The 24,280-nt window shown below is 67.4% G+C and carries 26 protein-coding genes; 15 read left to right on the forward strand and 11 right to left on the reverse strand.

Features of this window, described 5'->3' with window-relative positions; genetic code table 11:
* Positions 1 to 84 precede the first annotated feature (84 nt).
* The 5 genes from ACWW1C_RS11850 to dxs all read left to right on the forward strand — a co-directional run bounded on the left by ACWW1C_RS11850 (position 85) and on the right by dxs (position 5,752).
* On the forward strand, positions 85 to 966 hold the full coding sequence (locus tag ACWW1C_RS11850; RefSeq protein ID WP_455983608.1) for an ABC transporter ATP-binding protein: 882 nt from the start codon (positions 85 to 87) through the stop codon (positions 964 to 966).
* A complete protein-coding gene (locus tag ACWW1C_RS11855) occupies positions 963 to 1,673 on the forward strand; it encodes a fluoroquinolone export ABC transporter permease subunit (protein WP_455983609.1) in 711 nt (236 codons plus the stop codon). The genes ACWW1C_RS11850 and ACWW1C_RS11855 overlap by 4 nt, the downstream gene beginning before the upstream one ends.
* Positions 1,670 to 2,434 (forward strand): ABC transporter permease, encoded by a 765-nt coding sequence (locus tag ACWW1C_RS11860; RefSeq protein ID WP_455983610.1) that lies wholly within the window; start codon positions 1,670 to 1,672, stop codon positions 2,432 to 2,434. Before ACWW1C_RS11855 ends, ACWW1C_RS11860 begins: the two co-directional genes overlap by 4 nt.
* Before the next feature lie 105 nt (positions 2,435 to 2,539).
* Positions 2,540 to 3,817 (forward strand): Na+/H+ antiporter NhaA, encoded by a 1,278-nt coding sequence (gene nhaA / locus ACWW1C_RS11865; RefSeq protein WP_455983611.1) that lies wholly within the window; start codon positions 2,540 to 2,542, stop codon positions 3,815 to 3,817.
* Positions 3,818 to 3,853: 36 nt separating this feature from the next.
* On the forward strand, positions 3,854 to 5,752 hold the full coding sequence (dxs, locus tag ACWW1C_RS11870) for a 1-deoxy-D-xylulose-5-phosphate synthase (protein WP_455983612.1): 1,899 nt from the start codon (positions 3,854 to 3,856) through the stop codon (positions 5,750 to 5,752).
* 87 nt (positions 5,753 to 5,839) lie between these two features.
* On the opposite strand, the gene ACWW1C_RS11875 is transcribed toward dxs, so the two are convergent.
* Together ACWW1C_RS11875 and ACWW1C_RS11880 are read right to left on the reverse strand one after the other, a co-directional pair.
* A complete protein-coding gene (locus tag ACWW1C_RS11875) occupies positions 5,840 to 6,205 on the reverse strand; it encodes a hypothetical protein (RefSeq protein ID WP_455983613.1) in 366 nt (121 codons plus the stop codon).
* Between the two features lie 4 nt (positions 6,206 to 6,209).
* Positions 6,210 to 7,049 (reverse strand): hypothetical protein, encoded by an 840-nt coding sequence (locus tag ACWW1C_RS11880; protein ID WP_455983614.1) that lies wholly within the window; start codon positions 7,047 to 7,049, stop codon positions 6,210 to 6,212.
* A gap of 109 nt (positions 7,050 to 7,158) precedes the next feature.
* Here ACWW1C_RS11880 and ACWW1C_RS11885 point away from each other — a divergent pair, with 109 nt between their 5' ends.
* A complete protein-coding gene (locus tag ACWW1C_RS11885) occupies positions 7,159 to 8,088 on the forward strand; it encodes an alpha/beta fold hydrolase (RefSeq protein ID WP_455983615.1) in 930 nt (309 codons plus the stop codon).
* A 39-nt stretch (positions 8,089 to 8,127) separates the two neighbouring features.
* Entirely contained in the window at positions 8,128 to 8,580 is a 453-nt protein-coding gene (locus tag ACWW1C_RS11890; RefSeq protein ID WP_455983616.1) for a lipoprotein LpqH, read from the forward strand.
* Between the two features lie 49 nt (positions 8,581 to 8,629).
* On the opposite strand, the gene ACWW1C_RS11895 is transcribed toward ACWW1C_RS11890, so the two are convergent.
* On the reverse strand, positions 8,630 to 9,880 hold the full coding sequence (locus ACWW1C_RS11895) for an HRDC domain-containing protein (protein ID WP_455983617.1): 1,251 nt from the start codon (positions 9,878 to 9,880) through the stop codon (positions 8,630 to 8,632).
* 4 nt (positions 9,881 to 9,884) lie between these two features.
* Complete coding sequence (locus ACWW1C_RS11900) at positions 9,885 to 10,421, reverse strand: DUF3000 domain-containing protein (RefSeq protein ID WP_455984246.1); 537 nt, start codon at positions 10,419 to 10,421, stop codon at positions 9,885 to 9,887.
* Positions 10,422 to 10,582: 161 nt separating this feature from the next.
* On the opposite strand from ACWW1C_RS11900, the gene hemE reads away from it, so the two are divergent.
* From hemE to hemQ, 3 genes are read left to right on the forward strand one after another with little or no spacing between them, the layout of a single operon-like run.
* Positions 10,583 to 11,632 carry a uroporphyrinogen decarboxylase gene (gene hemE / locus ACWW1C_RS11905; protein WP_455983618.1) on the forward strand — a complete coding sequence of 350 codons (1,050 nt, stop codon included), beginning with the start codon at positions 10,583 to 10,585 and terminating at the stop codon, positions 11,630 to 11,632.
* Between the two features lie 7 nt (positions 11,633 to 11,639).
* A complete protein-coding gene (locus ACWW1C_RS11910) occupies positions 11,640 to 12,989 on the forward strand; it encodes a protoporphyrinogen oxidase (protein ID WP_455983619.1) in 1,350 nt (449 codons plus the stop codon).
* Between the two features lie 14 nt (positions 12,990 to 13,003).
* The gene (gene hemQ, locus ACWW1C_RS11915) at positions 13,004 to 13,705 is read left to right on the forward strand and encodes a hydrogen peroxide-dependent heme synthase (RefSeq protein ID WP_455983620.1); all 702 of its coding nucleotides are present in this window, start codon (positions 13,004 to 13,006) and stop codon (positions 13,703 to 13,705) included.
* Between the two features lie 16 nt (positions 13,706 to 13,721).
* On the opposite strand, the gene ACWW1C_RS11920 is transcribed toward hemQ, so the two are convergent.
* Both ACWW1C_RS11920 and ACWW1C_RS11925 read right to left on the reverse strand, forming a co-directional pair.
* Positions 13,722 to 14,009: a DUF1003 domain-containing protein gene (locus ACWW1C_RS11920; RefSeq protein ID WP_455983621.1), complete on the reverse strand. Its 288-nt coding sequence runs from the start codon at positions 14,007 to 14,009 to the stop codon at positions 13,722 to 13,724.
* Positions 14,010 to 14,156: 147 nt separating this feature from the next.
* Positions 14,157 to 14,720, reverse strand: a complete 564-nt coding sequence (locus tag ACWW1C_RS11925) for a TetR/AcrR family transcriptional regulator (RefSeq protein WP_455983622.1) — start codon at positions 14,718 to 14,720, stop codon at positions 14,157 to 14,159.
* A 209-nt stretch (positions 14,721 to 14,929) separates the two neighbouring features.
* Between ACWW1C_RS11925 and ACWW1C_RS11930 the strand changes: the two genes are divergently transcribed.
* The 4 genes from ACWW1C_RS11930 (at position 14,930) to ACWW1C_RS11945 (ending at position 17,793) form a co-directional block, all read left to right on the forward strand.
* Positions 14,930 to 15,901, forward strand: coding sequence for an aldo/keto reductase (locus ACWW1C_RS11930; RefSeq protein ID WP_455983623.1), 972 nt, complete (start codon positions 14,930 to 14,932; stop codon positions 15,899 to 15,901).
* Between the two features lie 70 nt (positions 15,902 to 15,971).
* Positions 15,972 to 16,664, forward strand: a complete 693-nt coding sequence (locus ACWW1C_RS11935) for an SDR family NAD(P)-dependent oxidoreductase (protein ID WP_455983624.1) — start codon at positions 15,972 to 15,974, stop codon at positions 16,662 to 16,664.
* A 61-nt stretch (positions 16,665 to 16,725) separates the two neighbouring features.
* Positions 16,726 to 17,496 (forward strand): oxidoreductase, encoded by a 771-nt coding sequence (locus ACWW1C_RS11940; RefSeq protein WP_455983625.1) that lies wholly within the window; start codon positions 16,726 to 16,728, stop codon positions 17,494 to 17,496.
* Between the two features lie 123 nt (positions 17,497 to 17,619).
* Positions 17,620 to 17,793: a hypothetical protein gene (locus ACWW1C_RS11945; protein ID WP_455983626.1), complete on the forward strand. Its 174-nt coding sequence runs from the start codon at positions 17,620 to 17,622 to the stop codon at positions 17,791 to 17,793.
* A 171-nt stretch (positions 17,794 to 17,964) separates the two neighbouring features.
* Here ACWW1C_RS11945 and ACWW1C_RS11950 read toward each other — a convergent pair whose 3' ends face one another.
* The 5 genes from ACWW1C_RS11950 to ACWW1C_RS11970 are packed head-to-tail and all read right to left on the reverse strand — an operon-like array spanning position 17,965 to position 23,200.
* Positions 17,965 to 19,044, reverse strand: coding sequence for a VIT1/CCC1 transporter family protein (locus tag ACWW1C_RS11950; protein ID WP_455983627.1), 1,080 nt, complete (start codon positions 19,042 to 19,044; stop codon positions 17,965 to 17,967).
* Between the two features lie 3 nt (positions 19,045 to 19,047).
* Positions 19,048 to 19,458 carry a peptide-methionine (R)-S-oxide reductase MsrB gene (gene msrB / locus ACWW1C_RS11955; RefSeq protein WP_455984247.1) on the reverse strand — a complete coding sequence of 137 codons (411 nt, stop codon included), beginning with the start codon at positions 19,456 to 19,458 and terminating at the stop codon, positions 19,048 to 19,050.
* Between the two features lie 2 nt (positions 19,459 to 19,460).
* Positions 19,461 to 20,768, reverse strand: coding sequence for an arabinofuranan 3-O-arabinosyltransferase (aftC, locus tag ACWW1C_RS11960; protein ID WP_455983628.1), 1,308 nt, complete (start codon positions 20,766 to 20,768; stop codon positions 19,461 to 19,463).
* A gap of 35 nt (positions 20,769 to 20,803) precedes the next feature.
* Positions 20,804 to 22,372: an alpha/beta fold hydrolase gene (locus tag ACWW1C_RS11965; protein WP_455983629.1), complete on the reverse strand. Its 1,569-nt coding sequence runs from the start codon at positions 22,370 to 22,372 to the stop codon at positions 20,804 to 20,806.
* A 36-nt stretch (positions 22,373 to 22,408) separates the two neighbouring features.
* Positions 22,409 to 23,200 (reverse strand): pyrimidine reductase family protein, encoded by a 792-nt coding sequence (locus tag ACWW1C_RS11970; RefSeq protein ID WP_455983630.1) that lies wholly within the window; start codon positions 23,198 to 23,200, stop codon positions 22,409 to 22,411.
* A gap of 34 nt (positions 23,201 to 23,234) precedes the next feature.
* On the opposite strand from ACWW1C_RS11970, the gene zapE reads away from it, so the two are divergent.
* Positions 23,235 to 24,278, forward strand: coding sequence for a cell division protein ZapE (zapE, locus tag ACWW1C_RS11975; protein WP_455983631.1), 1,044 nt, complete (start codon positions 23,235 to 23,237; stop codon positions 24,276 to 24,278).
* The last annotated feature ends 2 nt before the right edge of the window (positions 24,279 to 24,280 follow it).

Consider the following 24,280-nt stretch of genomic DNA (forward strand, 5'->3'; position numbering starts at 1 on the left):
TGTTTCAATAATCTCTGAAACTTCAGTATATAGTGACAGTAGGTATTCGGCGGGCATTCTGTTCGAAAGGGGACGCCGCGGAACATGACGCAGACAGGAACGGCAGAGGTCATCCGCGTCCGAGGGCTCACCTACACCTACCCGAAGGCCGGGGAACCCGCCGTGCGCGGCATGGATTTCAGCGTCGGCGAGGGGGAGATCTTCGGGTTTCTCGGACCCAGCGGGGCCGGTAAATCCACGACTCAGAAGCTTCTGATCGGACTCCTGCGCGGTCACGGTGGCGAGGCGACGGTGTGGGGCAGGGAGCCGCTCGAATGGGGATCCGACTACTACGAACGCGTCGGGGTCTCGTTCGAACTGCCGAACCACTATCAGAAGCTGACCGGGCTGGAGAATCTGCAATTCTTCGCATCGCTGTACGCCGGATCGACAGCGGATCCCATGGAACTGCTGAACGCCGTCGGACTCGCCGACGATGCCGGGACCCGGGTCGGCCGCTACTCCAAGGGCATGCAGATGCGACTCACTTTCGCCCGGGCATTACTCAACGATCCGGAGTTGCTGTTCCTCGATGAGCCGACCTCGGGGCTCGATCCGGTCAACGCCCGCAAGGTGCGCGACATCATCCTGGACCTGAAAGCGCAGGGCCGCACGGTGTTTCTCACCACCCACAACATGGCCACCGCCGACGAGCTGTGCGACCGGGTGGCGTTCGTGGTCGACGGGCGGATCGTCGCGATGGACACGCCCGCGGAGTTGAAGATCGCGCGGAGCCGACGGTCGGTGCGGGTCGAGTTCCGCGGCGCCGACGGACTGCTGGACTCCGCGGACTTCGGCCTGGACGGCCTCGCCGACGACCCGGATTTCCATGCGGTCTTGCGGCACCGGAATGTCGAGACCATCCACAGCCGCGAGGCGAGTCTTGATGATGTCTTCGTCGAAGTCACGGGAAGGCAGTTGCTGTGAAGCGATTTCGCAGCGCGGTGAGATTGGAGCTCTTGCTGCAGATTCGACAGCGCTTCCTGTACGCCGCGGTGTTCTCGGGGCTGATCTGGCTGGCGGTGCTGTTGCCGATGCCCGCGGGGTTGCGTCCGGTCACTGAGCCCTACGTGTTGTTGGGTGACACCTCGATCATCGGGTTCTTCTTCGTCGCCGGGACGGTGTTCTTCGAGAAGCAGGAACGCACCCTCGGGGCGGTGATCTCCACGCCACTGCGATTCCGTGAATACCTTTCGGCAAAACTCACTGTGCTGTTGGCGGTGTCGCTGTTCGTGGCGATCTCGGTGACGGCGATCGTGCACGGTCCTGGTCACCTGTCCGCCATCCTGCTCATGGGTGTGGTGCTCGGGACACTGCTCATGCTGCTTGTCGGGTTCACCACCTCGCTGCCGTTCGGCTCGGTCAGCGACTGGTTCCTCGCCGCGACCATCCCGCTCGCGGTGATGAACCTGCCAATCCTGCACTACTCCGGACTCTGGCCGAATCCCGTGCTCTACCTGATCCCGACCCAGGGCCCGCTCCTGCTGTTCGGCGCGGCGTTCGGGCAGATCGACCTGGCGGCCTGGCAGCTCGGCTACGCCGTCGCATATCCCTTGCTTTGCATCGGTGCGCTGTTCTGGGTGGCGCGCGTGCTCTTCGACCGCTACGTCGTCTCGAAATCGGGTGGGATGTGACGGCCCGCCGCAACACCACCGTCCGGGCGCTCATCGCGTTCGGCCGCAACGACATTCGCGGTACCTATCGCGATCCGTTGTTGGTCATGATCGTCGTCGCTCCGGTGATCTGGACCACTGGCGTCGCAGTGCTGACTCCCCGGGTAACTGCAATGTTGGCCAGGCGCAACGGTTTCGACCTGGTCCCGTACTACCCGCTGATCCTCACCGCGTTCCTGCTGCTCACCAGCATCATCATCGCCGGCGCCCTGGCCGCTTTCCTGGTGCTCGACGAAGTGGATGCGGGCACCTTGACGGTGTTGCGGGTGACGCCGGTACCCCTGTCGACGTTCTTCGGGTACCGCGCGGCGACCGTGATGGTGGTGACCACCGTCTACGTCGTCACGACGTTGTCGCTGAGCGGCATCCTGGCACCGGGCCTGCTCCCTGCTCTCATCCCGATCGGGATGCTGGCCGGCATGTCGGCGGTAGTCACCTTGCTGCTGATTCTGGCCATGGCCGGAAACAAGATTCAGGGACTGGCCGCGGTGCGGGGACTGGGCATGCTGATCGCGGGCCTGCCGTGCCTGCCATGGTTCATCGACTCGAGCTGGGGTCTGCTGTTCGGCGTACTACCACCGTTCTGGCCGGCAAAAGCTTTCTGGGTGGCCGGCGCCCACGGCGTCTGGTGGCCGTATGTCATCGGCGGCGTCGCGTACAACGCCGCCATCGCCTGGCCGTTGTTCCGCAGATTCCTGTCGCGGAACGCGAACGACCGGTGAATTGCCAGGCGCCGTCGTGCGCCATGACGCCCGACCGGTAGGTTTGCGGTCAGGTGTGCCGGGAAGCCTGGTCGGCGCCGTTCGACGCTGCCCAGGAGAGTCCCGATGAACAACCGCAACACGCGCCGGCGCCTACTGACCCGAGGTAGTTGGCCCGAAGCCCAGCGGTTCACCGAGATCCTCCGCAAGGAGACCGTCGGCGGCATCCTGTTGTTGCTGGCCGCCGGCGTCGCTCTCGTGTGGGCCAATTCGCCTGCCGCGCACAGCTATCACGCGCTGTCGGAGTTCGCGGTCGGCCCCGAGGCCTGGCATCTGCGCCTTAGCCTGTCGGCCTGGGCGGCCGACGGACTGCTGGCGATCTTCTTCTTCGTCGTCGGCGTCGAACTCAAACGCGAGTTCGTCGCTGGCGATCTGCGCGATCCGGCGCGGGCCGCGCTGCCCATCGCCGCGGCCGTCGGCGGCATGCTCGCGCCCGCCGGCATCTTCGTGGGCCTGAACCTGGCGCTCGGCCACCCCGAGAACCTGGACGGTTGGGCGGTGCCGATCGCGACGGACATTGCCTTCGCGTTGGCTGTCCTCGCAGTGATTTCAACGCACCTGCCCACCGCGCTGCGCACCTTCCTCCTGACGCTGGCAGTGGTCGACGACCTGCTGGCCATCATCGTCATCGCCTGCTTCTACACCGACCACCTCAACCCGGCCGCGTTGGCGCTGGCCGTCATCCCCGGCGGGCTGTTCGTCGCGGCCGTGCAGCGCGGCAGCCGGCACTGGTGGCTCCTGTTGCCGCTCGCCGTGGCGACCTGGGCCCTGGTGCACGCGAGCGGTATCCACGCCACGGTGGCCGGGGTGCTGCTCGGGTTCGGGGTGCCGGTGCTGGGCAAGCACGCCTCGGCCGAGACGTTCGAGCACGCGCTGCGGCCGCTGTCGGCGGGCGTGGCCGTGCCGGTGTTCGCGTTCTTCGCCGCGGGCGTGAGTGTCGGCGGGTGGCCAGGCCTGGTCGACGCGATCACCCATCCGGTAACGGCCGGCGTTCTTCTGGGGCTGGTGTTCGGTAAAGCCATCGGCGTGTTCAGCACCACATTCTTGCTGGCGCGGTTCACCGGCGCAGAGCTCGACGAGGGACTGGGCTGGCTCGACGTCGCCGGGGTGGCGCTACTGGCGGGGATCGGCTTCACGGTCTCGCTGCTGATCGGTGAGCTGGCGTTCGGTACCGGCACGGCCGCCAGCGCTGATGCCAAGATCGGCGTGCTCACCGGTTCGGTCATCGCCGGGATGCTGGCGGCGGTGGTGCTGCTGTCCCGCAACGCCGTGTACCGCCGAATCCACGACCAGGAGACCGCCGACGACGACGGTGACGGTGTGCCGGACATCTATCAGCCTTGACCGGCTCTACCCGGTATGCGTGCGTAGACTGTCGGAATGCTTGAACAGGTCCGCGGCCCAGCTGATCTGGCGCACCTGTCGCAGCCCCAGCTGACCGAACTTGCCGCCGAGATCAGGGAATTCCTGGTGCACAAGGTGGCCGCCACCGGCGGGCATCTCGGTCCCAACCTGGGTGTCGTCGAGCTGACGCTGGCCCTGCACCGGGTCTTCGATTCGCCGCACGACCCGATCATCTTCGACACGGGCCACCAGGCCTACGTGCACAAGATGCTGACCGGCCGGTGTCCCGACTTCGAGACGCTGCGGATGAAGGGTGGCCTGTCCGGCTACCCGTCGCGCGCCGAGAGTGAGCACGACTGGGTCGAGTCCAGCCATGCCAGCACCGCGCTGTCCTACGCCGACGGACTGGCCAAGGCCTTCGAACTCTCCGGCTACCGCAACCGGCACGTCGTCGCCGTCGTCGGCGACGGCGCGCTCACCGGCGGCATGTGCTGGGAGGCGCTGAACAACATCGCGGCCGCGAACCGGCCCATCGTCATCGTCGTCAACGACAACGGCCGTAGCTACGCACCGACCATCGGCGGCCTGGCCGACCACTTCGCGGCGCTGCGCCTGCAGCCCGGCTACGAGAAGGCACTGGAGCGCGGCAAGAACGCCCTGCGCGGCGTGCCCGTGGTCGGCGAATTCTGTTACCAGTGCGTGCACAGCATCAAGGCCGGCATCAAGGACGCCATCGCACCGCAGGCGCTGTTCACCGATCTGGGCCTCAAGTACGTCGGGCCCATCGATGGGCATGACGAGCACGCCGTCGAGGCCGCCCTGCGCCACGCCCGCGGGTTCAACGCGCCCGTCATCGTGCACGTCGTCACCCGCAAGGGCATGGGTTATGCGCACGCGGAGAACGACGAAGCCGAGCAGATGCACTCGACCGGCATCATCGACCCGCACACCGGGCGGTCCACCGCCGAGTCGGTGCTCGGCTGGACGTCGGTGTTCTCCGAGGAACTGATCAAGCAGGCCACGAAGCGGCGCGACATCGTCGCGATCACCGCGGCCATGCCGGGCCCGACGGGACTGTCGGCGTTCCGGCAGCGCTTCCCGGACCGGTTCTTCGACGTCGGCATCGCCGAGCAGCACGCGATGACGTCGGCCGCGGGCCTGGCCATGGGGGGCATGCATCCCGTCGTCGCCATCTACTCGACATTCCTGAACCGGGCGTTCGACCAGATCATGATGGACGTGGCGCTGCACAAGCTGCCCGTCACCATGGTCCTCGACCGCGCCGGCATCACCGGCAACGACGGTGCCAGCCACAACGGTGTGTGGGACATGTCGATGCTCGGCATCGTGCCCGGCATGCAGGTCGCCGCACCGCGCGACGCTGCCCGGTTGCGTGAGGAACTCGCTGAGGCGATCGCGGTGTCGGACGGGCCCACCGCGGTGCGGTTCCCGAAGGGTGCCGTCGGCGACGACATTCCGGCGGTCCGCCGCCAGCACGGCGTCGACATCCTGACCGAGCCCGCGGACGGCCTGTCCGACGACGTGCTGCTGGTCGCGGTGGGTGCGTTCGCGCGGATGGCCCTGGTGGTCGCCGACCGGTTGCGCAAGCAGGGCATCGGTGTGACGGTCGTCGACCCGCGCTGGGTGCTTCCGGTCCCGGCGGCCATCGCCGATCTGGCCCGGGCCCACAAACTCGTTGTGACGCTTGAGGACAACGGTGTCGCCGGCGGTATCGGCTCCGCGGTCTCGGCATCGCTGCGCCGCGCCGAGATCGACGTGCCGTGCCGCGACGTCGGCGTGCCCAAGGAGTTCCAGGAGCACGCGAGCCGCAGCGAGATCTTGATGTCGATCGGCCTGACCGATCAGGACATCGCCCGCCAGGTCACCGGCTGGGTCGCCGCCCTCGGCTCCTCTGTGGACATCGCCTCGCAGTAGTTCACCTCCCGCGAGCGGCCGTGTTTGTACGCCCAATTGCGGTGTGTCGCGGGCATTTTAGTTGCGCTCGCGGGCGGTGAGAGCTACCTATACGTGGAGGGCGATCACTTTGCCCAACGGGATCAGCGCCCAGGCGACAGCGATGCCGGCGGGAATGCCGATCAACGGCGTCCACCGCCGACGCGCTGCCAGAGCCGCGGTCACCACGGCGGCGACGATGCCGCCACTCAGGCACATCCATGGAATCGCCAGGAGGAAATTCTGACCGCGCGCGGACAGCTTGCACACCCAGTCGGTGCTGCCGTCGTGGCACCCGTCGGTGGCCATCGCCAGCGGAATCATCAGGAGGAATGCGAAGCCCGAACCCAGCACTCCGAGCAAACCCACGATTCCGCCGAACCAGGCCCAGTGCCCCGAAAGCCCCGGACGAGTTGGCTTGTCGCCGCTGATCACGACGCTAGTCCCCGCCCTCGCGATCGACCTTGCCCCTGATCTCCGCATACGCCGCGGCAAGCGCGGTGATCCTGTCCACCGACGACGACGACGTCTGGGACGGCGCCGCGTCGATGCCGTACAACTTGGCGGCCATGCGGCTCCGGACGTCGTCACGTTTCTCGGCGAGCTGTGCCCGCGCGCGATCGTCGCGCAGCGACTGGTCGATCTCCTCGGCCTTATCGGCACACATCTGGAGATCGTCGACCCGCTGCCGGCACTGAACATGCAGTTGCCGGGCCTTCGTCCGTGCGTCCGCCAGCATTGCCAGGTCGTCTGAATCGGGATCGGCGAGGGCGCTGAGCTCTTTGATCAGTCCGTTGAGTTCTACTGTGGCTCGGCAATTTTCGCGGATCGGAGTGAAGTCGCCGGTGAAGTCGAGGTCGTTGCCGAGCCAGCCGCCGGTTGCGGCTTCCGAGCGTTCGATCCGGTCGATGGCTGCCTGGGCGCTGTCCAGCAGCTCGGCACCGTCGGCTCCGAATTCCTCAACAAGCCGGGCGCGTGCCAACTCCCGGGGTGACGGTCGCGCCGTCGTGGAGCCGGCCCGGTTGTCGATCACAATGTGCGTGATCAACAACCCGATGGCCGCGATGCCCATCGCCGGTAGGAGTGCGATGCCCTCCGTCGCGACACCGACCACGATCACCATGACGCTGCACAGCAGCCAGGCCCGTGTCATGGCTGACATGGGACGGGGCGACTTCCGATCGGATGTGAAGACCGCGCCGAGCGCAGCGCCGCCGAGGATCATGATGACAGCGAGGATGACCGCGACGACGCCGAGCACTAGCAGGAGCCGAATCATCCGGATGTCCTTCTCTGGTCAATGCTGTCAATGGTAGTTCGGTGGGCCAACATGCCTGGCTGACGCGGTGTAGCGGCGTCGCACTGCCCGCGGGCCTACGCTCAACCCCATGCACGACGAACTCGAAGCCTGGAAGTCTGCGGGCCGGTATTTCGACTACCTCGGATTCGACATCTTCTATCGGGTCGACGGGCTGGAACTGGGCACCGGCCCGGTGCTGCTGCTCATCCACGGCTACCCATTCAATTCCTGGGATTGGTCGCTGATCTGGCCGACGCTGACGGAGAAGTTCACCGTGATCGCGCCGGACATGATCGGCATGGGCTTCTCCGACAAGCCGTCTGCCTACCAGTACTCGGTGCACGACCACGCCGACATGCACGAGGCGCTGCTGGACCATCTCGGCGTGCAGACGGCCCACATCTTGGCCCATGACATCGGCGATTCGGTGTGCCAGGAACTGCTGGCGCGCAACCATTTTGGCGATCAGTCGTATGGCAGCCTGAACATCGAATCGATCACCTGGCTCAATGGCGGGCTGTTCGTCGAGTCGTACACCCCTCGGCTGCTGCAGAAGGCGCTGTCGCGAACTCCGTTGGGCGACATCATCAGTCCGTTGCAGGGCACCCCGCTGTCGCGGCGGCTGGCGGACCCGACCATCAACGAGATGTTCGGGGTCAACACGAAACCGTCCAAGGAACTGATGGACAAGTTCCACCAAATCCTCGACTACAACGATGGCAAGAAGGTCATGCACCAGGTCGGCCGTTTCATCAACGACCGCTACACCTACCGCAACCGCTGGGTGCGCGCCATGCGTGAGACCACCATCCCGATGCGACTCATAGACGGCCCGTCCGACCCCAACTCGGGCGCCCACATGGCCAAGCGCTACCGGGAGGTCATCCCGAACCCGGATGTCGTGATGCTGGCCGACGACATCGCGCATTGGCCGCAGATCGAGGCGCCCGACGCGGTGCTCGAGCACTTCCTCGAGTTCGTCACACCGATGTTGTGGCGGCCGATCGACCACCGCTGATCGCGCGCATAACGCTCAGCCAACTGGTTCACTTGCGACATGCGCGTCAACCGCCCGGATCTGGTGGCGCTGCTCGCGGTCTTGCTGATCAGTGCGTGCGACGGCGGGACGCCGATCGTCACCTCGATCGTGTTCGACGGCGAACCGCACACCATCGACACCGGCAAGGTGGTCTGCACCCGGCTGCCCGTCGGGGGAATCCTGGTCATCCTGGCGCAGGGAAAGTCGGGTCAGCTGGTCCGGATCCAGCTCACGCAGGTCGGCCGCATCGTCGTCCAGAAGGTCGGACTGCGTGACGGCGACGCGGTGGATTTCATCGCCGACCCGCAAGAGGTCACCGGAACCAGAGTCGACGACACCTACACGGTCAACGGCCGCATGCCGCCGAATCGGGGTGAGGTCCAATGGCATACGTTCAAAATTCAGACCACATGCCCGGGCTATCAGGACGCGCCGCAGCACGACACGGTGCCGGCGATCGGGGCGCCCTGAACACTCGTCGGAAACGAGCGTGCGCAAACACGCACGCTCGCGGAAATAGCTAAGAGGACAACGCGGCAGTCAGCACCGGGACGCAGAGCTCCCGCTGCCACGGCCGCGCGCCGGCGGCCACCAAGAAGTCCTCGATGGCACCGGCCACATCATCCGAAGGCTGCCAATCCCAGCACAGCCGTCGCACGGTTTCGGGCGTCAGCAGATTCTCGGTCGGTACCGAAACCTTTTCGGACAGCAGGGTCAGCCCACTACGGCACGCCTCCAGCCGCTCGAACGCCTCGGGCTTGCGCCGCGACCAGCGTGCCGGCGGCGGCAGCCCATTGTTCGGCTCGGACGCCGGCGGGTCCGCCTCGCGCGCCCGAGCCAACGCATCCAGCCACACCTGCGCGCCGCGCTTCTGCCGCGAGCCACCGAAAATCGGTAGCGCCGTGAGCTTTTCGATGGTGTCGGGATTGGCGGCGGCAGCCGAGATGATCGCCGAGTCGGGCAGGATGCGGCCCGGCGCGATGTCCCGCCGCTGGGCGATCAAGTCGCGGGTCTGCCACAGCTCGCGTACCGCGGCCAGCGCCTGACCGTTGCGAACCTTGTGGATGCCGGATGTCCGCCGCCACCGGTCGCGTCGCGTGGGCGAGGGCTCGACGGTCCGCATGTACTCGAATTCCTGTGCGGCCCATTCGGTCTTGCCCTGCGACTCCAGCTCTGCGGCAACGGCGGCACGCAACTCGAGAAGCACCTCGACGTCCAGCGCCGCGTAGTTCAGCCAGTCGGCGGGCAGTGGCCGCTTGGACCAGTCGGCCGCGCCGTGGCCCTTCTTCAACCCCAGCCCCAGGAGCCGCTGCACCATGGCAGCCAGGTTCACCCGGTCATAGCCGGCGAGCCGCCCGCCCAATTCGGTGTCGTACAGCGACGGCGGCGTCATGCCCAGTTCGGCCAGGCAGGGCAGATCCTGGTCGGCCGCGTGCAGAATCCACTCGTCGGAATTCACGACTTCGGCCACCGGCGCCAGCGCCTTCAGTGGGTCGATGCCGTGGCTGACGGGATCGATGAGCACCGTGCCGGCACCGGCGCGGCGAATCTGGATCAGGTAGGCCCGGTTGGAATAGCGGAAGCCCGACGCCCGCTCGGCGTCGATCGCGAACGCGCCGTGTCCGGATGCCAAAAGCTCACCGGCACGGGCGATGTCGCTCGCATAGATGGCGAGGGCCGGCACACCTTCGGCGGGTGCCAGCAGGGGAGTGACGTCGGGATCGTCGGCAGCTTCGCCGGCGTCGGTCCCGTGAGAATCAGAATCAGTCATGCGGTCACGCGCGGGTGCGCGAACCCAGATCGGTCACGCCGGCGGGCGGCAGTCCGGCGGCGTGCTCGAGCACCTCACAGAATGCCTGCACGTGCGGTCCCAGTTCCAGCGACGTCGCGGTCCACGACGCGCGCAGCTCGAGCTGGTGGGCCCGCGGCGGGCCGGAGATGTCGCCGTAGCGGACCGACGTCGTCGCGGTGACGGTGCCGCCCAGCGCGGTGACGCCCTCGGCGTGCGACTCGAGCGCATCGACCAGCCAGCTCCACGCGACCTCGGGCAGCAGCGGGTCGACGGCCTCGGTGGAGTCCAGGTCGGCCTGGATGTACGCGACGAGACGCATGGTGCCGTCCCAGGCTTCAGCACCTTCGGGATCGTGCAGCAGGATCAGACGTCCGAAGGCGTCGCCCTCCGAGCTCTCCGGGACGACGGCGGCGTCAGGATGACGCACCTCTGCGCCCAGCGCGTAGCTGAAGGGTGCCAGCCGCTGCGGCGGACGGATCGGGCCGAGTTCGATCTCCTGGCGCACAATGGCGGCGTTCATTGCCGCAACAGCAGTGCGGAACTGGGCCGGCTCGGCGGAGGTCACATTCTGGGACGCTAGCCCGATCCGGCCGGTCGCGTAAGCAGGCGCGCCGATAGCCCGACATTTGGCTGCGCGACAGGGTATAAGCAACCGATCGGGACATGGCAGCATTAGCAGTGATGAGCACCCGTCGTGAACTGCCGCAATCGCCCTATCTGGCTGCCGCCAACGGCCGCACTCCGGACCGGACCCCGGTGTGGATGATGCGGCAGGCCGGCCGGTCCCTGCCCGAATACCGCGCCCTGCGCGCCACCCACACCATGCTCTCGGCGTGTTTCAACCCGGAGCTGGTCTGCGAGATCACCATGCAGCCGGTACGCCGCCACGGCGTCGACGCCGCCATCTTGTTCTCGGACATCGTGGTGCCGCTCAAGGCCGCCGGCATCGATCTGGACATCGTGCCGGACGTCGGGCCGGTCATCGCCCACCCGATCCGCACCGCGGACGATGTGGAGGGCATCAAGCCGCTCGAGCCCCATCAGGTGGCGCCGGTGGCGGAGGCCATCGGCCTGCTCACCAGGGAACTGGGCGACGTGCCCCTGATCGGTTTCGCCGGTGCCCCGTTCACGCTGGCCTCGTATCTGGTGGAGGGCGGCCCGAGTCGCAACCACGAGAAAACCAAGGCCATGATGCTCGGTGAATCGGCGACGTGGCATGACCTCATGGAGAAGCTGACCGATCTCACCATCGAGTTCCTGCGCGCGCAGCTGGCCGCCGGGGTCGACGCGATCCAGCTGTTCGACTCTTGGGCGGGCACCCTGTCGCTCGCCGACTACCGCACCTATGTGCTGCCGCACAGCACCCGCATCTTCGCGTCGCTGAAAGACGAAGGCGTGCCGATGACGCACTTCGGCGTCGGCACCGCCGAGCTGCTGGGTGCCATGGGTGAGGCCGGCGCGACGGTCGTCGGCGTCGACTGGCGAACCAACCTCGTCGACGCCGCAGGCCGGGTCGGGCCGGGCAAGGCGCTGCAGGGCAACCTCGATCCGGTGGTGCTGCTGGCCGGCTGGCGGGTGGTCGACGACGCCGTGCGGCAGGTTGTCGCGGACGGGCGCCGCGCCGTCGCGGCCGGTGCCGCCGGGCACATCTTCAATCTCGGTCACGGTGTTCTGCCGTCGACCGATCCCGGTGTGGTCACCGAAGCGGTGGCGCTGGCGCACTCATTGTGAGTCACCGATGAGCAAGACGTATTGCGTTGTCGGCGGTGGTATTTCGGGTCTGGTCGCGGCCTACCGGCTGCGTCAGGCCGACTCGGCGGCACGCATCATCGTCTTCGATCCGGCCGACCGGCTCGGTGGGGTGCTCCGGACCGAACGGCTCGCCGGCCAGACCCTGGATGTGGGCGCCGAGGCGTTCGTGGCCCGTCGGCCCGAGGTCACCTCGCTGCTGAAGGCGTTGGGCCTGCGGCAGCTCGGCACCACCGGCGTCCGGCCGCTGATCTGCAGCGGTGGTCGCCTCCACCCCATGCCCGAGGGCACCATGCAGGGCATCCCGGGCCCGGGCGCAAACCTGCGCGGCCTGGTCGACGACGCCACCCTGGCCCAGATCGCCGCCGAGCCGACGCGGCCGCTGCGCTGGCAGCTCGACGCCGATCCGACTGTCGCGCAACTGGTCGGCGACCGGTTCGGCGCGCAAACCGTGACGCGGTCGGTCGACCCGCTGCTGGCCGGTGTCTACGCCGGTTCGGCCAAGACCATCGGCATCCGCAGCGCGGTGCCCGCATTGGCGGCCGCGCTCGATCGAGGTGCCCCGAGCCTGACCGCCGCGGTCGGCTCGGTGCTGGCCGCGGCGCCTCCCACGAGCGCCTCGGTGTTCGGTGCCGTGGACGGCGGCTACGCCGTCCTGGTCGACGAACTGGTCCGCCGGACGGGCGCCCAGTGGGCTCAGGTGGGCATCGAGGGGCTGGCCCCGGGCCACGGCTGGCAGCTGCGTGACGACGAAGGCAAGCACTGGTCGGCCGACGCCGTGGTGCTGGCGCTCCCGGCGCCGCGCGTGGCCGGGCTGCTCACAGACATCGCGCCGAGCAGCGCGGCCATGGCCCGGTTGATCCCGGTCGCGTCCGCCGCGGTCGTCGCCCTCGCGCTACCCGGTGGCACACCGCTGCCGCAGCAGTCCGGGGTCCTGATGGCCGCGGGAGAAGCGCTGCACTCCAAGGCGATCACCCTCACCTCGCGCAAGTGGGGGCGCGGCGGCAATGTGGAGTTGCTGCGGCTGTCGTACGGCAGATTCGGTGACGACCTGGCCCGCAACGTGGGTGACGACCGCCTGCTGGCGTGGTCGCTCGAGGACCTGCGGACGCTGTTCGGCATCAGCGCCGAGCCGGTGGATTACCTGGTGCAGCGCTGGATCGATGCCATGCCGCAGTACGGTCCGGGCCACCTCGAACTGGTCGAGGAGCTGCGGGCGGGGCTGCCCTCGGGGCTGGCCGTCGCGGGTGGATATCTGGACGGCATCGGGGTGCCGGCGTGCGTCGCCTCGGGAACACGGGCGGCCATGGAGGTGGCCGGTGGTGGCCTTTCGCGATAGGGCACGATAGAGCCATGGCCAAGCTCGATTACGACGCCCTCAACGCGGTGACCAGGTACATGATGATCTCGGTCTTCGCCGTGCAGCCGGACGAGCTGTCGGCGGACGAGAAGTCGCGGGCCGCCATCGCCGCGGACACCGCGGCCTACCTCAAGAAGCGCGAGGACGCGGGCGTCGTGGTCCGCGGGCTGTACGACGTCGCCGGCTTCCGGGCCGACGCCGACTTCATGATGTGGACTCACGCCGAGCGGGTCGAGGACCTGCAGGCCACCTACACCGGCTTCCGTCGCACCGCCCTGGGCGCCGCCACCGAACCGGTGTGGAGCGTGGTCGCCCTGCACCGTCCCGCCGAGTTCAACAAGAGCCACCTGCCGGCGTTCATCGCGGGTGAGGATCCCGGTGACTACATCTGCGTCTACCCGTTCGTGCGGTCGCTGGACTGGTACCTGCTGCCCGACGAGGACCGCCGCCGGATGCTCGTCGAGCACGGCATGGCCGGCCGTGAGTATCCCGATGTGCGCGCCAACACCGTGCCGGCCTTCGCGCTGGGTGACTACGAGTGGATCCTCGCCTTCGAGGGCCCGGACCTGGCCCGCGTCGTCGAGCTGATGTGGAAGCTGCGCTACACAGACGCCCGGCGCCACGTCCGCGAGGAGACGCCGTTCTTCACCGGCCCGCGGGTCGGTATCGAGCAGCTGGTCGCGAACCTGCCGTAGCCGGGACCTGACAGGCCTAGGTGGTACCGCCGGCCTTGCCGTCGTCGGCCGCCATGATCCGGCGGTGCAATTCCGTTGTGAGCGTGTGGATTTGGCGGGTCAGGTCGGTGTTCGTCCGCAATTCGAGTTCCTGCGTCTCGAAGTCGTGATCGGCCTTGATGTGCTGGAATTCGGCCTGCCGGTTCTGCCCGATCATCACGAACGTCGACAGGAAGATCGCCTCGAGCGAGACCACCAAGGTCAGCGTGGGCCATGGGTTGCGTTCGAAGACGATCATCCACGCCGCGAACAACGCACGTGACACGGATTTTGAGAATGATTAGGAAAGCTAATTTTACTCTGGCTCTTTGGTCGGGCGGTTCGGCAAGCCCGCTAGGAACGAACTACTCCTGAAGGCGACTGCGTCGCTGTCGATTTCGACGCCCTGGGGTTTAGCAGAGGGCACGAATAATCACTGGCGGGCGCCCGTCCATGTCGCGCCCTGAATGAACACGTCGACGGCGGCATCGGCAGCCTGTTCGGGGGTGAGTTGTCCGGTGACAGTCAGAACAAGTGCCCGCCCGACCAATGCGTCATACATCGCGAACAATGCCCCGTCGGGCAAGTCGGCGCGCAGTTCACCGCTGCGGATGCCGCGCTCGACGGCCTCGCGCACGGGTGCCATCGCCCGCTCGTGCGGCGGGTGCTCGGTGTGCTCATCGTCGCGGCTCACTACTGCCGCGTACTTGGCGCCGGTTCGCAGGAATACATGGGTGATCCTGGCGATGGCACGGTCGGCTGGCAACGTGGCAAGGTCCGCCGAGGCCAACGCGTCGAGAAGTTCAGTGACCCCCTCGTCTTGTACGCCGCGCACCAGCGCTTCGCGGGTCGGGAAATGCCGGTAAAGGGTGGCGCGACCCACGCGGGCTTCCTCGGCGATGTCGTTCATAGCCGCGTCGGGCTTGCGACTGAGCACTCGCGCCGCAGCGTCCAGAATCGCCTGCCGGGTGCGTTCAGTCATGTCTTCCCTAGCCACGAAAGCAAGTATAGGTCTCGTGGTGAGACAATTGCGTCTCACCACTACCGGTCGGTGTTGGGCCGCCGCAAATGTCATCAAAAGCCCATGTCAATCAATATGCGGCGCGGTTTGCAGGCGGCGCGGCGGGCGCGTCGTTGGCGTGACAGGCGAGCTATACGCGGCCCATGACGAGACGTTAGTGTCTCGTCATGGTGTACGGTGCTCTCATGACCACACAGCAGCTGGGACTCACCGATCTCCGGGTCTCGTCGATCGGCCTGGGCACGGCACAATTTGCGGGTAAGGGCTGGATTTCGGCGCTGACCCCCACGATTCCGCAGGTGCACGTCAGCAGGATCATCAAGACCGCACTCGACGGCGGCATCACGTGGTTCGACAGCTCGGAGATGTACGGCGGCGGGACCGCCGAACGCGCGCTGGCGGCCGGCCTCGTCGAGGCCGGCGTCGCGCCCGGGCAGGTCACGGTGGCCACCAAGTGGCTGCCGATCGGACGTACCGCCGGCAGCATCGAGCGCACCATCGGCAAGCGACTCGGCGCGTTGGACCCATTCCCGATCGACTTGCATCAAATCCATCTCAACCGGGGCAGCTTGTCCTCGATCCGCGCCCAGATGCGGGCGATGGCCCGTCTGGTCGCAGCCGGCAAAATCCGCGCGGTAGGGGTCAGCAACTTCACCACTGCACAGATGGAAACCGCGCACGACGAACTATCAAAGTACGGAATTCCGCTGGCCAGCAACGAAGTTCAAGTGAACCTGCTGCACCGAACGATCGAGACCGACGGCATGCTCGAGACGGCCGACCGGCTGGGTATTTCCCTGCTGGCCTATTCAGCGCAACGCCAGGGCATCTTGACCGGCAAGTACCACGCCGATCGCAGCCTCATCGCCGGCGTGCACCCCCTGCGCCGCAAGGTCATGGGACTTACCCCCGAGGTGCTCGACCGGACCCAACCGTTGATCGACGCCATGACCGAGATCGCCACTGGCCACCAGGCCACCGTCGGGCAGGTCGCGCTCGCATGGCTCGTCGACTTCTACCGCGGCACCGTGATCCCCATCGCCGGCGCGTCCAAGCCGCACCATGCGCAGGACTCCGCCGGCGCTCTGGCCGTGGTGCTGTCCGCCGACGAGGCCGCGTTCCTAGACAAGCTGTCCAGCCAGCTCACCGCGCGCTGAACTCCTACCTCCGAAAGACGAGCCGCGGATTCCGCCGCGACTCGCGTCACCCAATGAAAGGAAACTTCCCATGCCCACTATCGCCATCGTCGGCGCTGGCCAAGGCCTCGGATTGGCCCTCGCGCGAACCTTCGGCGCGCACGGCTACGACATCGCCCTCATCGCCCGCAACCAGGACAAACTCGACACCCTCATCAGTGCCCTGGCCGCAGAGGACATTACCGCCGCCGGCTTCACCGCCGATGTCCGCGACCGGCCAGCTCTGACTCGGGCACTCACCGACGCCGCCGCCCACTTCGGCGGGATCGACGTCCTCGAATACTCACCCGGTGGCACCGCGGCAACCACCAAGCTGAGCCTGCCATCGGCAACCACCCCCGAGGACCTGCAGTTCGAAATCGAATTCCAGCTCTACGGGGCCCTCACCGCTACCGCGGTAGTCCTGCCAGCACTTCGCGCTGCTCAGGCAGGGACCCTGTTGTTCACTACCGGCGCCGGATCGGTCGACCCGGTTCCCCAAGTGGGCAACGTCAATGCCGCTGCCGCCGCGCTGCGCAACTGGGCCATCAACCTCAACAAGGAACTTGCAGGCACCGGCGTCTACGCCGCCCACGTCGGCATTGACGTCGTGATCGGCGGCTCAGCCAACAGCGAATCGGTGCTGCCCGGCTTTCCCGTCGCGCCCGCTGCCGATATCGCCGCCGCCTACTGGGACCTGCACGTCACCCGCGACGTCCCTGAATACATCTACCGCGCCCAGTAAGACTGGCGACCCCGCGACACCAATCAGCGACACGACCTCCACAGACAAGGAGTACAGACAGATGACCGATCACGCTCAGGACTTCGCCGGGCAGCGGGTTCTCGTCACCGGTGGCACTCGCGGCATGGGAGAGGCGACCGCCAAACGCTTCGCCGCACCCGGCGCACAGGTGTTCGTCACCGCACGTGACGCTCCGTCTGACGGGTTCCCGGCTACCTTCATCGCCGCCGACCTGTCCACCGAAACGGGCGTCACCACACTGGGCCGACGCATCATCGACGAAGCCGGCGGCATCGACATCCTGATCAACAACGCCGGTGCGGCCAGTGCGCTCGAACCCACCCTGGAGGCCTCCGACGTCAACTGGACCGACGCCCTGGCCCTGAACTTGCTCAGCGCGGTACGTCTGGACCGAATTCTGGTCCCCGGCATGATCGAACGCGGCTCCGGTGTCGTCGTGCACGTCTCATCAGTGCTCAGCCGCCAACCCCAAACCGGGCAGGTGCCCTACGCAGCGGCCAAAGCTGCCCTGAACGTCTACAGCCGCCAACTCGCCACCGAAGTCGGACCACACGGCGTGCGTGTACTGACCGTGCTGCCCGGTTTCATCAACACACCCGGCTCAGCAGCATTTGTACAGAAGATGGCCGACAGCCAGGGCAGCGACGTGGATCAGCTGCTCTCCGGACTGTCCGATCAACTCGGCCCACTCGGACAAGTAGGCCAACCCGACGACATCGCCGAAATGATCGCCTTCTTGGCCTCGTCGCGCGCCAAGTACCTCACCGGCGCCCAGTTCCGCGTCGACGGCGGCCTCTTGCCAGTGGTATAGCCCATCGTGCTCACCCGAGGTGCCGGAGCGTCATCCGGTACCTCGGGTGCTCCATCAATCCATCACCTCGGCGCGCGTCACCGGCTGCGACATCGCAACGCCCCACTTGAAGAAGACCCACCGATGAACCCGTTGCTGTGGACACTGCAAGAACTGCTGGCGGCAGCATTCCTTGCCTCCTGGATTCTCAGAGAACCCAGCCTCTCGACAAGCTTCAACCGAACTGGTCTGGATATCAATCAGAACCCGCCGAAGATATTCGATGAAGCCGCCCCGAGGGGCCGCGCGGAAAAATAACAAGATTTGAGAAATGCTGGCGTGACACCGCTTGAGAAGCTGATCAAAGGCGCACTTCACGAAGCGATCCAGTGACAAGCTGTTTGAGAACGGACAGCTGGATCAGCTGAGCGACGTCGTCGTGTGGGCGCTCCATGCGCCAATTGTCCACGACGACGGTGACGCTGGAATTCAGCCGACCGCGGTACCGAACAACAGCCCGAGCACGTACGTCACCGCGGCGGCGCCGTAGCCGATCATCAACTGTCGCAACGCCCGTCGCAGTGGCGGGCCGCCGGAGAGCAGGCCGACGACCATGCCTGTCGAGAGCAACGCCAGCCCGACCAGGACCGCCGAGACGACGACGGCGGTGATGCCGGTAAGCCCGAACAGGTACGGCAGCACCGGGATCAGCGCGCCGGACGCGAAGAACAGGAAGCTGGACACCGCGGCGCGCAATCCGGTGCCGACGGCTTCGTGCTTCTCGGTCGATACCTCGCCCAGCGGTGAGTCGGAGAGCGCACCGGCGCGCAGGCTCGCGAACACACCCGCGGCGCGGGCGGCCGCCTCCTGCGGGCTCAGCCCGCGGGCGCGGTACACCAGCTCCAGCTCGTTGGCGTCGACATCGAGGGCTTGCACCGCGCTGCCGGCCGTGGCGCTGGGCAACGAGGCTTCCAGCAGTTCGAGCTGGGAGTTGACCGACACGTACTCGCCGGCGCCCATCGACAGCGCGCCTGCGATCAGCCCGGCCAGTCCGGTGGCCAGAATCGTCGCGCTCGATACCCCGGTGGCGCCGATACCCAGGACCAGCGCCAGGTTGCTGACAAGTCCGTCGTTGGCGCCGAACACCGCGGCCCGGAAGCTGCCGGACAACTGGTCGCGGCCGCGGCTGGCGAGGGCGCGGACGACTTCCCCGTGGATGCGCTCGTCGGCGGCCATCGTGGGGGTGGCATCGACGTCGGTGTCGTACTCCGAGCGGGCTTCGGCCCGTTGCGCCAGGGCCAGCGTGAACACCGATCCGAGGTGACGGGCGAGAAACCCTAGCGCCCGGGTCCGCAGGTCGGGGCGACGAGGCTTGCCGACCTGATCGCCCAGCAGCGTCAGCCAGTGCTTCTCGTGCCGGCCTTCCGCGGTGGCCAACTCCAGCAGGATGTCGCGTTCGGCGCCCTGACGGCGTTGCGCCAGATCGCGGTAGACGGCGGCCTCGGCACGTTCATTGGCCAGATGCTGTCGCCACCGCCGCAACTGTGCGTCGGTGGGCTGCGAGACCACGTCTCAGCTCTCGGCCGGGACCAGGCGAAGCGAAATCGAGTTGATGCAGTAGCGCTGGTCGGTCGGGGTGGGGTATCCCTCGCCCTCGAAGACGTGCCCGAGGTGGCTGTGGCAGTTGGCGCACAGCACCTCCACGCGCCGCATGCCGAGGGTGTTGTCGGCCCGCAGGATCACCGCGTCCGAGTCGGCCGGGTCGAAGAACGACGGCCAGCCGCAATGGGATTCGAACTTCTCGGTGCTGCGGAACAGCTCGGCGCCACAGGCCCGGCACTGGTAGATGCCTTCGGTCTTGGTGTCGGTGTACTCGCCGACGAATGGGCGTTCCGTGCCGGCTTCACGCAGCACGTGGAATTCCTCCGCCGACAGTTTCTCGCGCCACTGGGAGTCGGAGAGTTCAACCTTGGGAGGCGGCATACTCATGCGCTCACGCTACCTGCGGCCGGCGCCGTGGGCTCGGACTTGGGCCCGGTATTGGCTTCGGAGTCCGTCAACCACAACGGGTCGATGCCCTGATCCAGCCTGCCGTCCTTCTTGGCATCGAGGTAGCGGAAGTGCAGGACGCAGAACACCACGACGAGCATCAGCGACCAGCCGTAGGTGATCTTGATGTACTCGAGGAACCGGCCGGTGGTCGGCCAGCGCCACATGAGCCAGCGGTCCATCGTGAGGAAGCCGTACACCGCGAGCCAGGCCGGCCAGCTACGGATCGTCGACCGCGGCAGCACCACCGTCATCAGGAACGGGAACAGCATCATCGAGTAGTAGCCCTGCGCCAGTGACAGCACCAGCCACGAGGTGATCAGCAGGACGCCCGACGACGTCAGCATCCAGAACAGCTGGTCGCGCTCGCGGTAGTAGCGGTACAGCAGCCACAGGCTGGCCGCGGCCAGCAGCACGAAGGCAACGCGCAGCGCCATGATCAGCCACATCGGCAGGCCGTAGTAGATGCCGTTGCCCAGCAGTGAGCTGTTGAAGTAGTCGCGGGTCTGGAAGATGTAGGGCACGGTGTTGCGGACGAAGCCCATGGGGTCGGCCGACAGCGGCCAGGCCACCGCGTTGAACACGACGGGCACCGCGAACGCGGCCACCAGGGCGCGCCACTGCCGGTTGAGCAGCGGCAGTAGCAACAGCGGCAGCAGCAGCGGCTTGAGCACCACGGTCAGGCCGATGGCCGCGCCGGCCAGCCATTCATGATTCTTCTTGCCGTCCAGCAGCCACCGGAAGAACAGCACCTCGGCCAGCAGGATGCAGCCGTTCACGTTGGTGAAAACCAGTGTGTTGGTGACCGATTCGGTGCAGTACATGGCCAGCAGGAGCGCAGGCAGTGCCACCGAGGTCAGCGAGAACTTGAACAGCCGTACCAGAAGGCAGGCGGCGATGATGATCGCCACCGAGTTGATCGCCACGAACCAGAACCGCGACGCGAACTCCGGCAGGAACCCGAACGGCGACAGCAGCAGGGTGCCGCCGGGCGGGTACAGGTAGTGCGGGTCGACGTAGTTGAAATGCTCGTTGTAGATGGCCCAGCGCCGCCGGAAGTTCGACACCGCGCGGTACACCGGACCGAAGTCGTCGGTGATGTAACCGTTGGTCGTCAGCACGTAGCTGCGGTGGATGATCGACACGATCGCGATGGGCCACAGCGCATTGCGGACGATGTTCGCGGTGCTCTGCGGGCCGGTGCGGGGACCGAAGACGCTCAGGAGCGATAGAGGGCGCGTCACCACCGAACCCTATAACGGGGCGCCGGACGGCCCTGTCAGGCCGGGCAGAACGTGTCGGTGTCCGGCAGCTTGCCGGTGTTCAGGTAACCCTGGACGGGCGGCAGGGCGCAGGCCGTGTAGATGACGGTGCCGTGGCCGGTGCCCTGCCACATCACGCGACGGCTGTTGTTGCCCGCGTTGATCGCCATCGCGGCCACGGCAGCCACGCCGTCGCCCCCGACGATCGCGTCGTTGTGAGTGCCGAGCAACAGGATCGGCACCTTCAGCTCCTTGGGCGCCGCGGGTGCGGGACTGCTGGGCCAGCTCAGGCACGGCGCCAGGCTGAGGGCGCCGACGGCGCCGAACTGCGGGTACTTCTTGGGCCAGGCCACCAGCAGCTCACGCACGCGATCCGGGGTGGGCCGGTTGACGGAGTCGTCGCACCGGTTGACGAACTGCCCGTCGGTCTGGCGCGTCGCCTCGGCCGTCGCACTCAGCGCGTTGAGGGCGGTCGCGTCGCCGCCGCGCGCCGCGGCCAGCGCTCCGGCGAGGGACAGGGTGTTGGCGAGCCCGTCGCCGCGCGGGTAGCCCAGCGCCGTGGTGATCGACTCGACCAGACCGGCTGTCGAGGCGCCGCCGGCACCGCGTCCGGCGCGTGCCTCGGCCAGCATGCCGTCGATGGCACCCTTGGGGTCTGGGCCCAGCGGGCAGTTGTTGGCGACGCACTGCGCGGCGAACGCGTCGAGCGCCGCCTGCTGGCCCTTCACCCGCTGCTCGGCCATGGCTTCCGCCGAGATGCCCAGCGGCAGGGGGGAGTCCAGCACCAGCCGGGAGACCTTGGTGGGATGCGATGCCGCGTACGCCAGGGCGATCTGGGCACCGTTGCCGATCCCGAGGACGGCGAGTGCGGGCACGTCCCAGGTGCTGCGCAGCCGCTCCAGGTCTTCGGCCGAGTGCGCGTTGTCGTAGGCCGACTCCCCGGGGGCGATGCTGTCGGTGCAGTCGGTGGTGGCCGAGGTGGCGACCTTCGCCAGGTTGGCCACCTGGTCGTCGCCCGACAGGAACTGGGCCTGGTCCAGCAGGTCCTGGCGATCATTGCTCGACACACAGCTGAGCGGCGCGGACATGCCCATACCGCGGCGGTCGACAGCCACGACCGGGCGAGTTTTCAGCAGGTCGACCCCGCCGCGCTGCAGCCACACCGGCAGTTGATGTGAGGTCGGGACGTCCGACCCGGTGGTCATCACGATCGGGCCGGCGTCGGCCGGCGTACTGGCGAGCCGGGCACGCACCACGCCGATGCTGACGGTCCCGGACGAGCCGCCCAGAGAATCGAGGTCGGCGTCGTAGTCAGAGCAGTCGAGGATGACGCCGGGCACGGCGGGCACCGTCGCGTCGCCGAACACCCGCGACGTGCATTCATGCCACGTCATGTCCTTCTTGGGCACACTGATCGGCGGCGGGCCGTCAGGTGCCTTGGAGGTGGTCGCCGCGCCCTGCGGACGGGCACCGGAGTCGGTGACGTACCGGGGGTTGGCGGCCAGCAACGGAGCGCATCCCGCGACGACCGTCGACAGCACCACGGTCGACAGGCTCAGGGCCGGGAGCAGCAGGCGGCGACGCATGGCCACCACAGTAGCGATGCCGGTGCGGCGGATCCGTCAGCGGACGTAGCGCGTGTACAGGTAGCCCGCGGTGTCGGTGAGGACGTGGCTGCGACGCAGCCGGGTGTGCGCCTCGCCAGGGCCGGAGGCGATCCGCCGGGCGAATCCGCCGACCAGGATCGGCGCGATGGTCACACACATCTCGTCGATCAGGTCTTCCTCGATCAGCATGTTCAGCACTGACGGTCCGCCTTCGGTGAGCACCCGCCGCAGCCCGCGCTCGCCGAGGATGCGCAGCACGACGTGCGGGTCGACCCGGTCGGGGGCGGTGCCGGAGGCGTCGATGACCTCGGCGAGCCCGGTGAACCGGCGGCAGGTGTCGTCGATGCTGTCGCGGCTGGTGAGGATAAGTGGCGGTACCTCGGTGCGGGTGAAGAACTTGGCGTCGTGGGGGATGTCGGCGCTGTGCGTGATGACCGCGATCGGCGGCACCTCGGCCTGGCCGCGGAGCTGACGGGCCTGCCGCTGCGGCGCAGACATCTGGGCGCCGGAGTAGTTCTCGATGCGCACGGTCGCCGCGCCGACCAGGATGACGTCGGCCTGCTGGCGCATGAAACCGAACAGCGCCCGGTCACCGGGACCCGCCAGGCCGCCGGCGCGGCCGTCGTCGGTGGCGCCGCCGTCCAGGCTGGAGATCATGTTGGCGCGCACCCAGGGCCGGTCCAGTTCGGCGGGGTAGCTGTAGAAGGGCGCCAGCAGCGTGTCGTCGCCGGTCTCGGCGCCGGCCGGGAAGGCAGCGCCTACCGCGCTGAGCTCTGTGAGCTGCGTCGCAGCGTCGGGATCGGACACGTGGATCATTGCAACACGCCGCTATGGTGCGTTCATGCCTGGGGCCAGCGAAGTAGCGCACCTGACCGATCGTCACCCGACCGTCACGCCGGAAAGACTGATCGCCGAACTGGTCCCGCCGCCCACCTTCGCCGACGTCAGCTACGACTCCTACCGGCCCGACCCGAATGAGCCGTCGCAGACCGCGGCCGTGGTCTCGGCACGCAAATTCTGCGAGGACGCGGCCCGCCAGCGGGCCGGCAAGAAGAAGCTGTTCGGCAAGCGTGAGGCACTGCCCGGGGTCGGCATGTACCTCGACGGCGGCTTCGGTGTCGGCAAGACCCACCTCTTGGCGTCGACCTACTACACGCTGGCCGGAGCCAACGCGGGCCCAGCCGCGTTCGCCACGTTCGGTGAGCTGACGCAGCTGGCCGGCGTCTTCGGCTTCACCGAGTGCATCGACCTGCTGTCCGACTATGTGGTGGTCTGCATCGACGAGTTCGAGCTCGACGATCCCGGCAACACCACGCTGATCTCGCGGCTGCTCTCGGCGCTGGTGGAGCGCGGCGTGTCGATCGCGGCGACCTCGAACACGCTGCCCGAACAGCTCGGTGAGGGCCGCTTCGCCGCGCAGGACTTCTTGCGGGAAATCAACACGCTGTCAAGCATTTTCACCACGGTCCGCGTCGAAGGACCCGACTACCGCCAGCGCGCCCTGCCGTCGGCTCCGGTGCCGCCGTCGGAAGACGAGGTGCGGTCCTGGGCCGTCGGCGTCGAAGGCGCCACGCTCGACGAGTTCGACGCGTTGTGCGCGCACCTGGCGACCATGCACCCGTCGCGGTATCACGCGTTGATCGAAGGCGTGCAGCGGGTTTTCATCACCGGTGTGCACATGGTCTACGACCAGGCCGTCGCCCTGCGGCTGGTGTCGCTGATCGACCGGCTCTACGACGCGGGCATTCCCGTGGTGGCGTCGGGGGAGAAGATGAACACCGTGTTCAGTGAAGAGATGCTGGCCGGCGGCTTCCGCAAGAAGTACCTGCGGGCCACGTCCCGCTTGCTGGCGCTGACCCATGAGGGCACCCAGCTCCACGCCTGAGG

The organism is Mycobacterium sp. HM-7 (assembly GCF_053852335.1).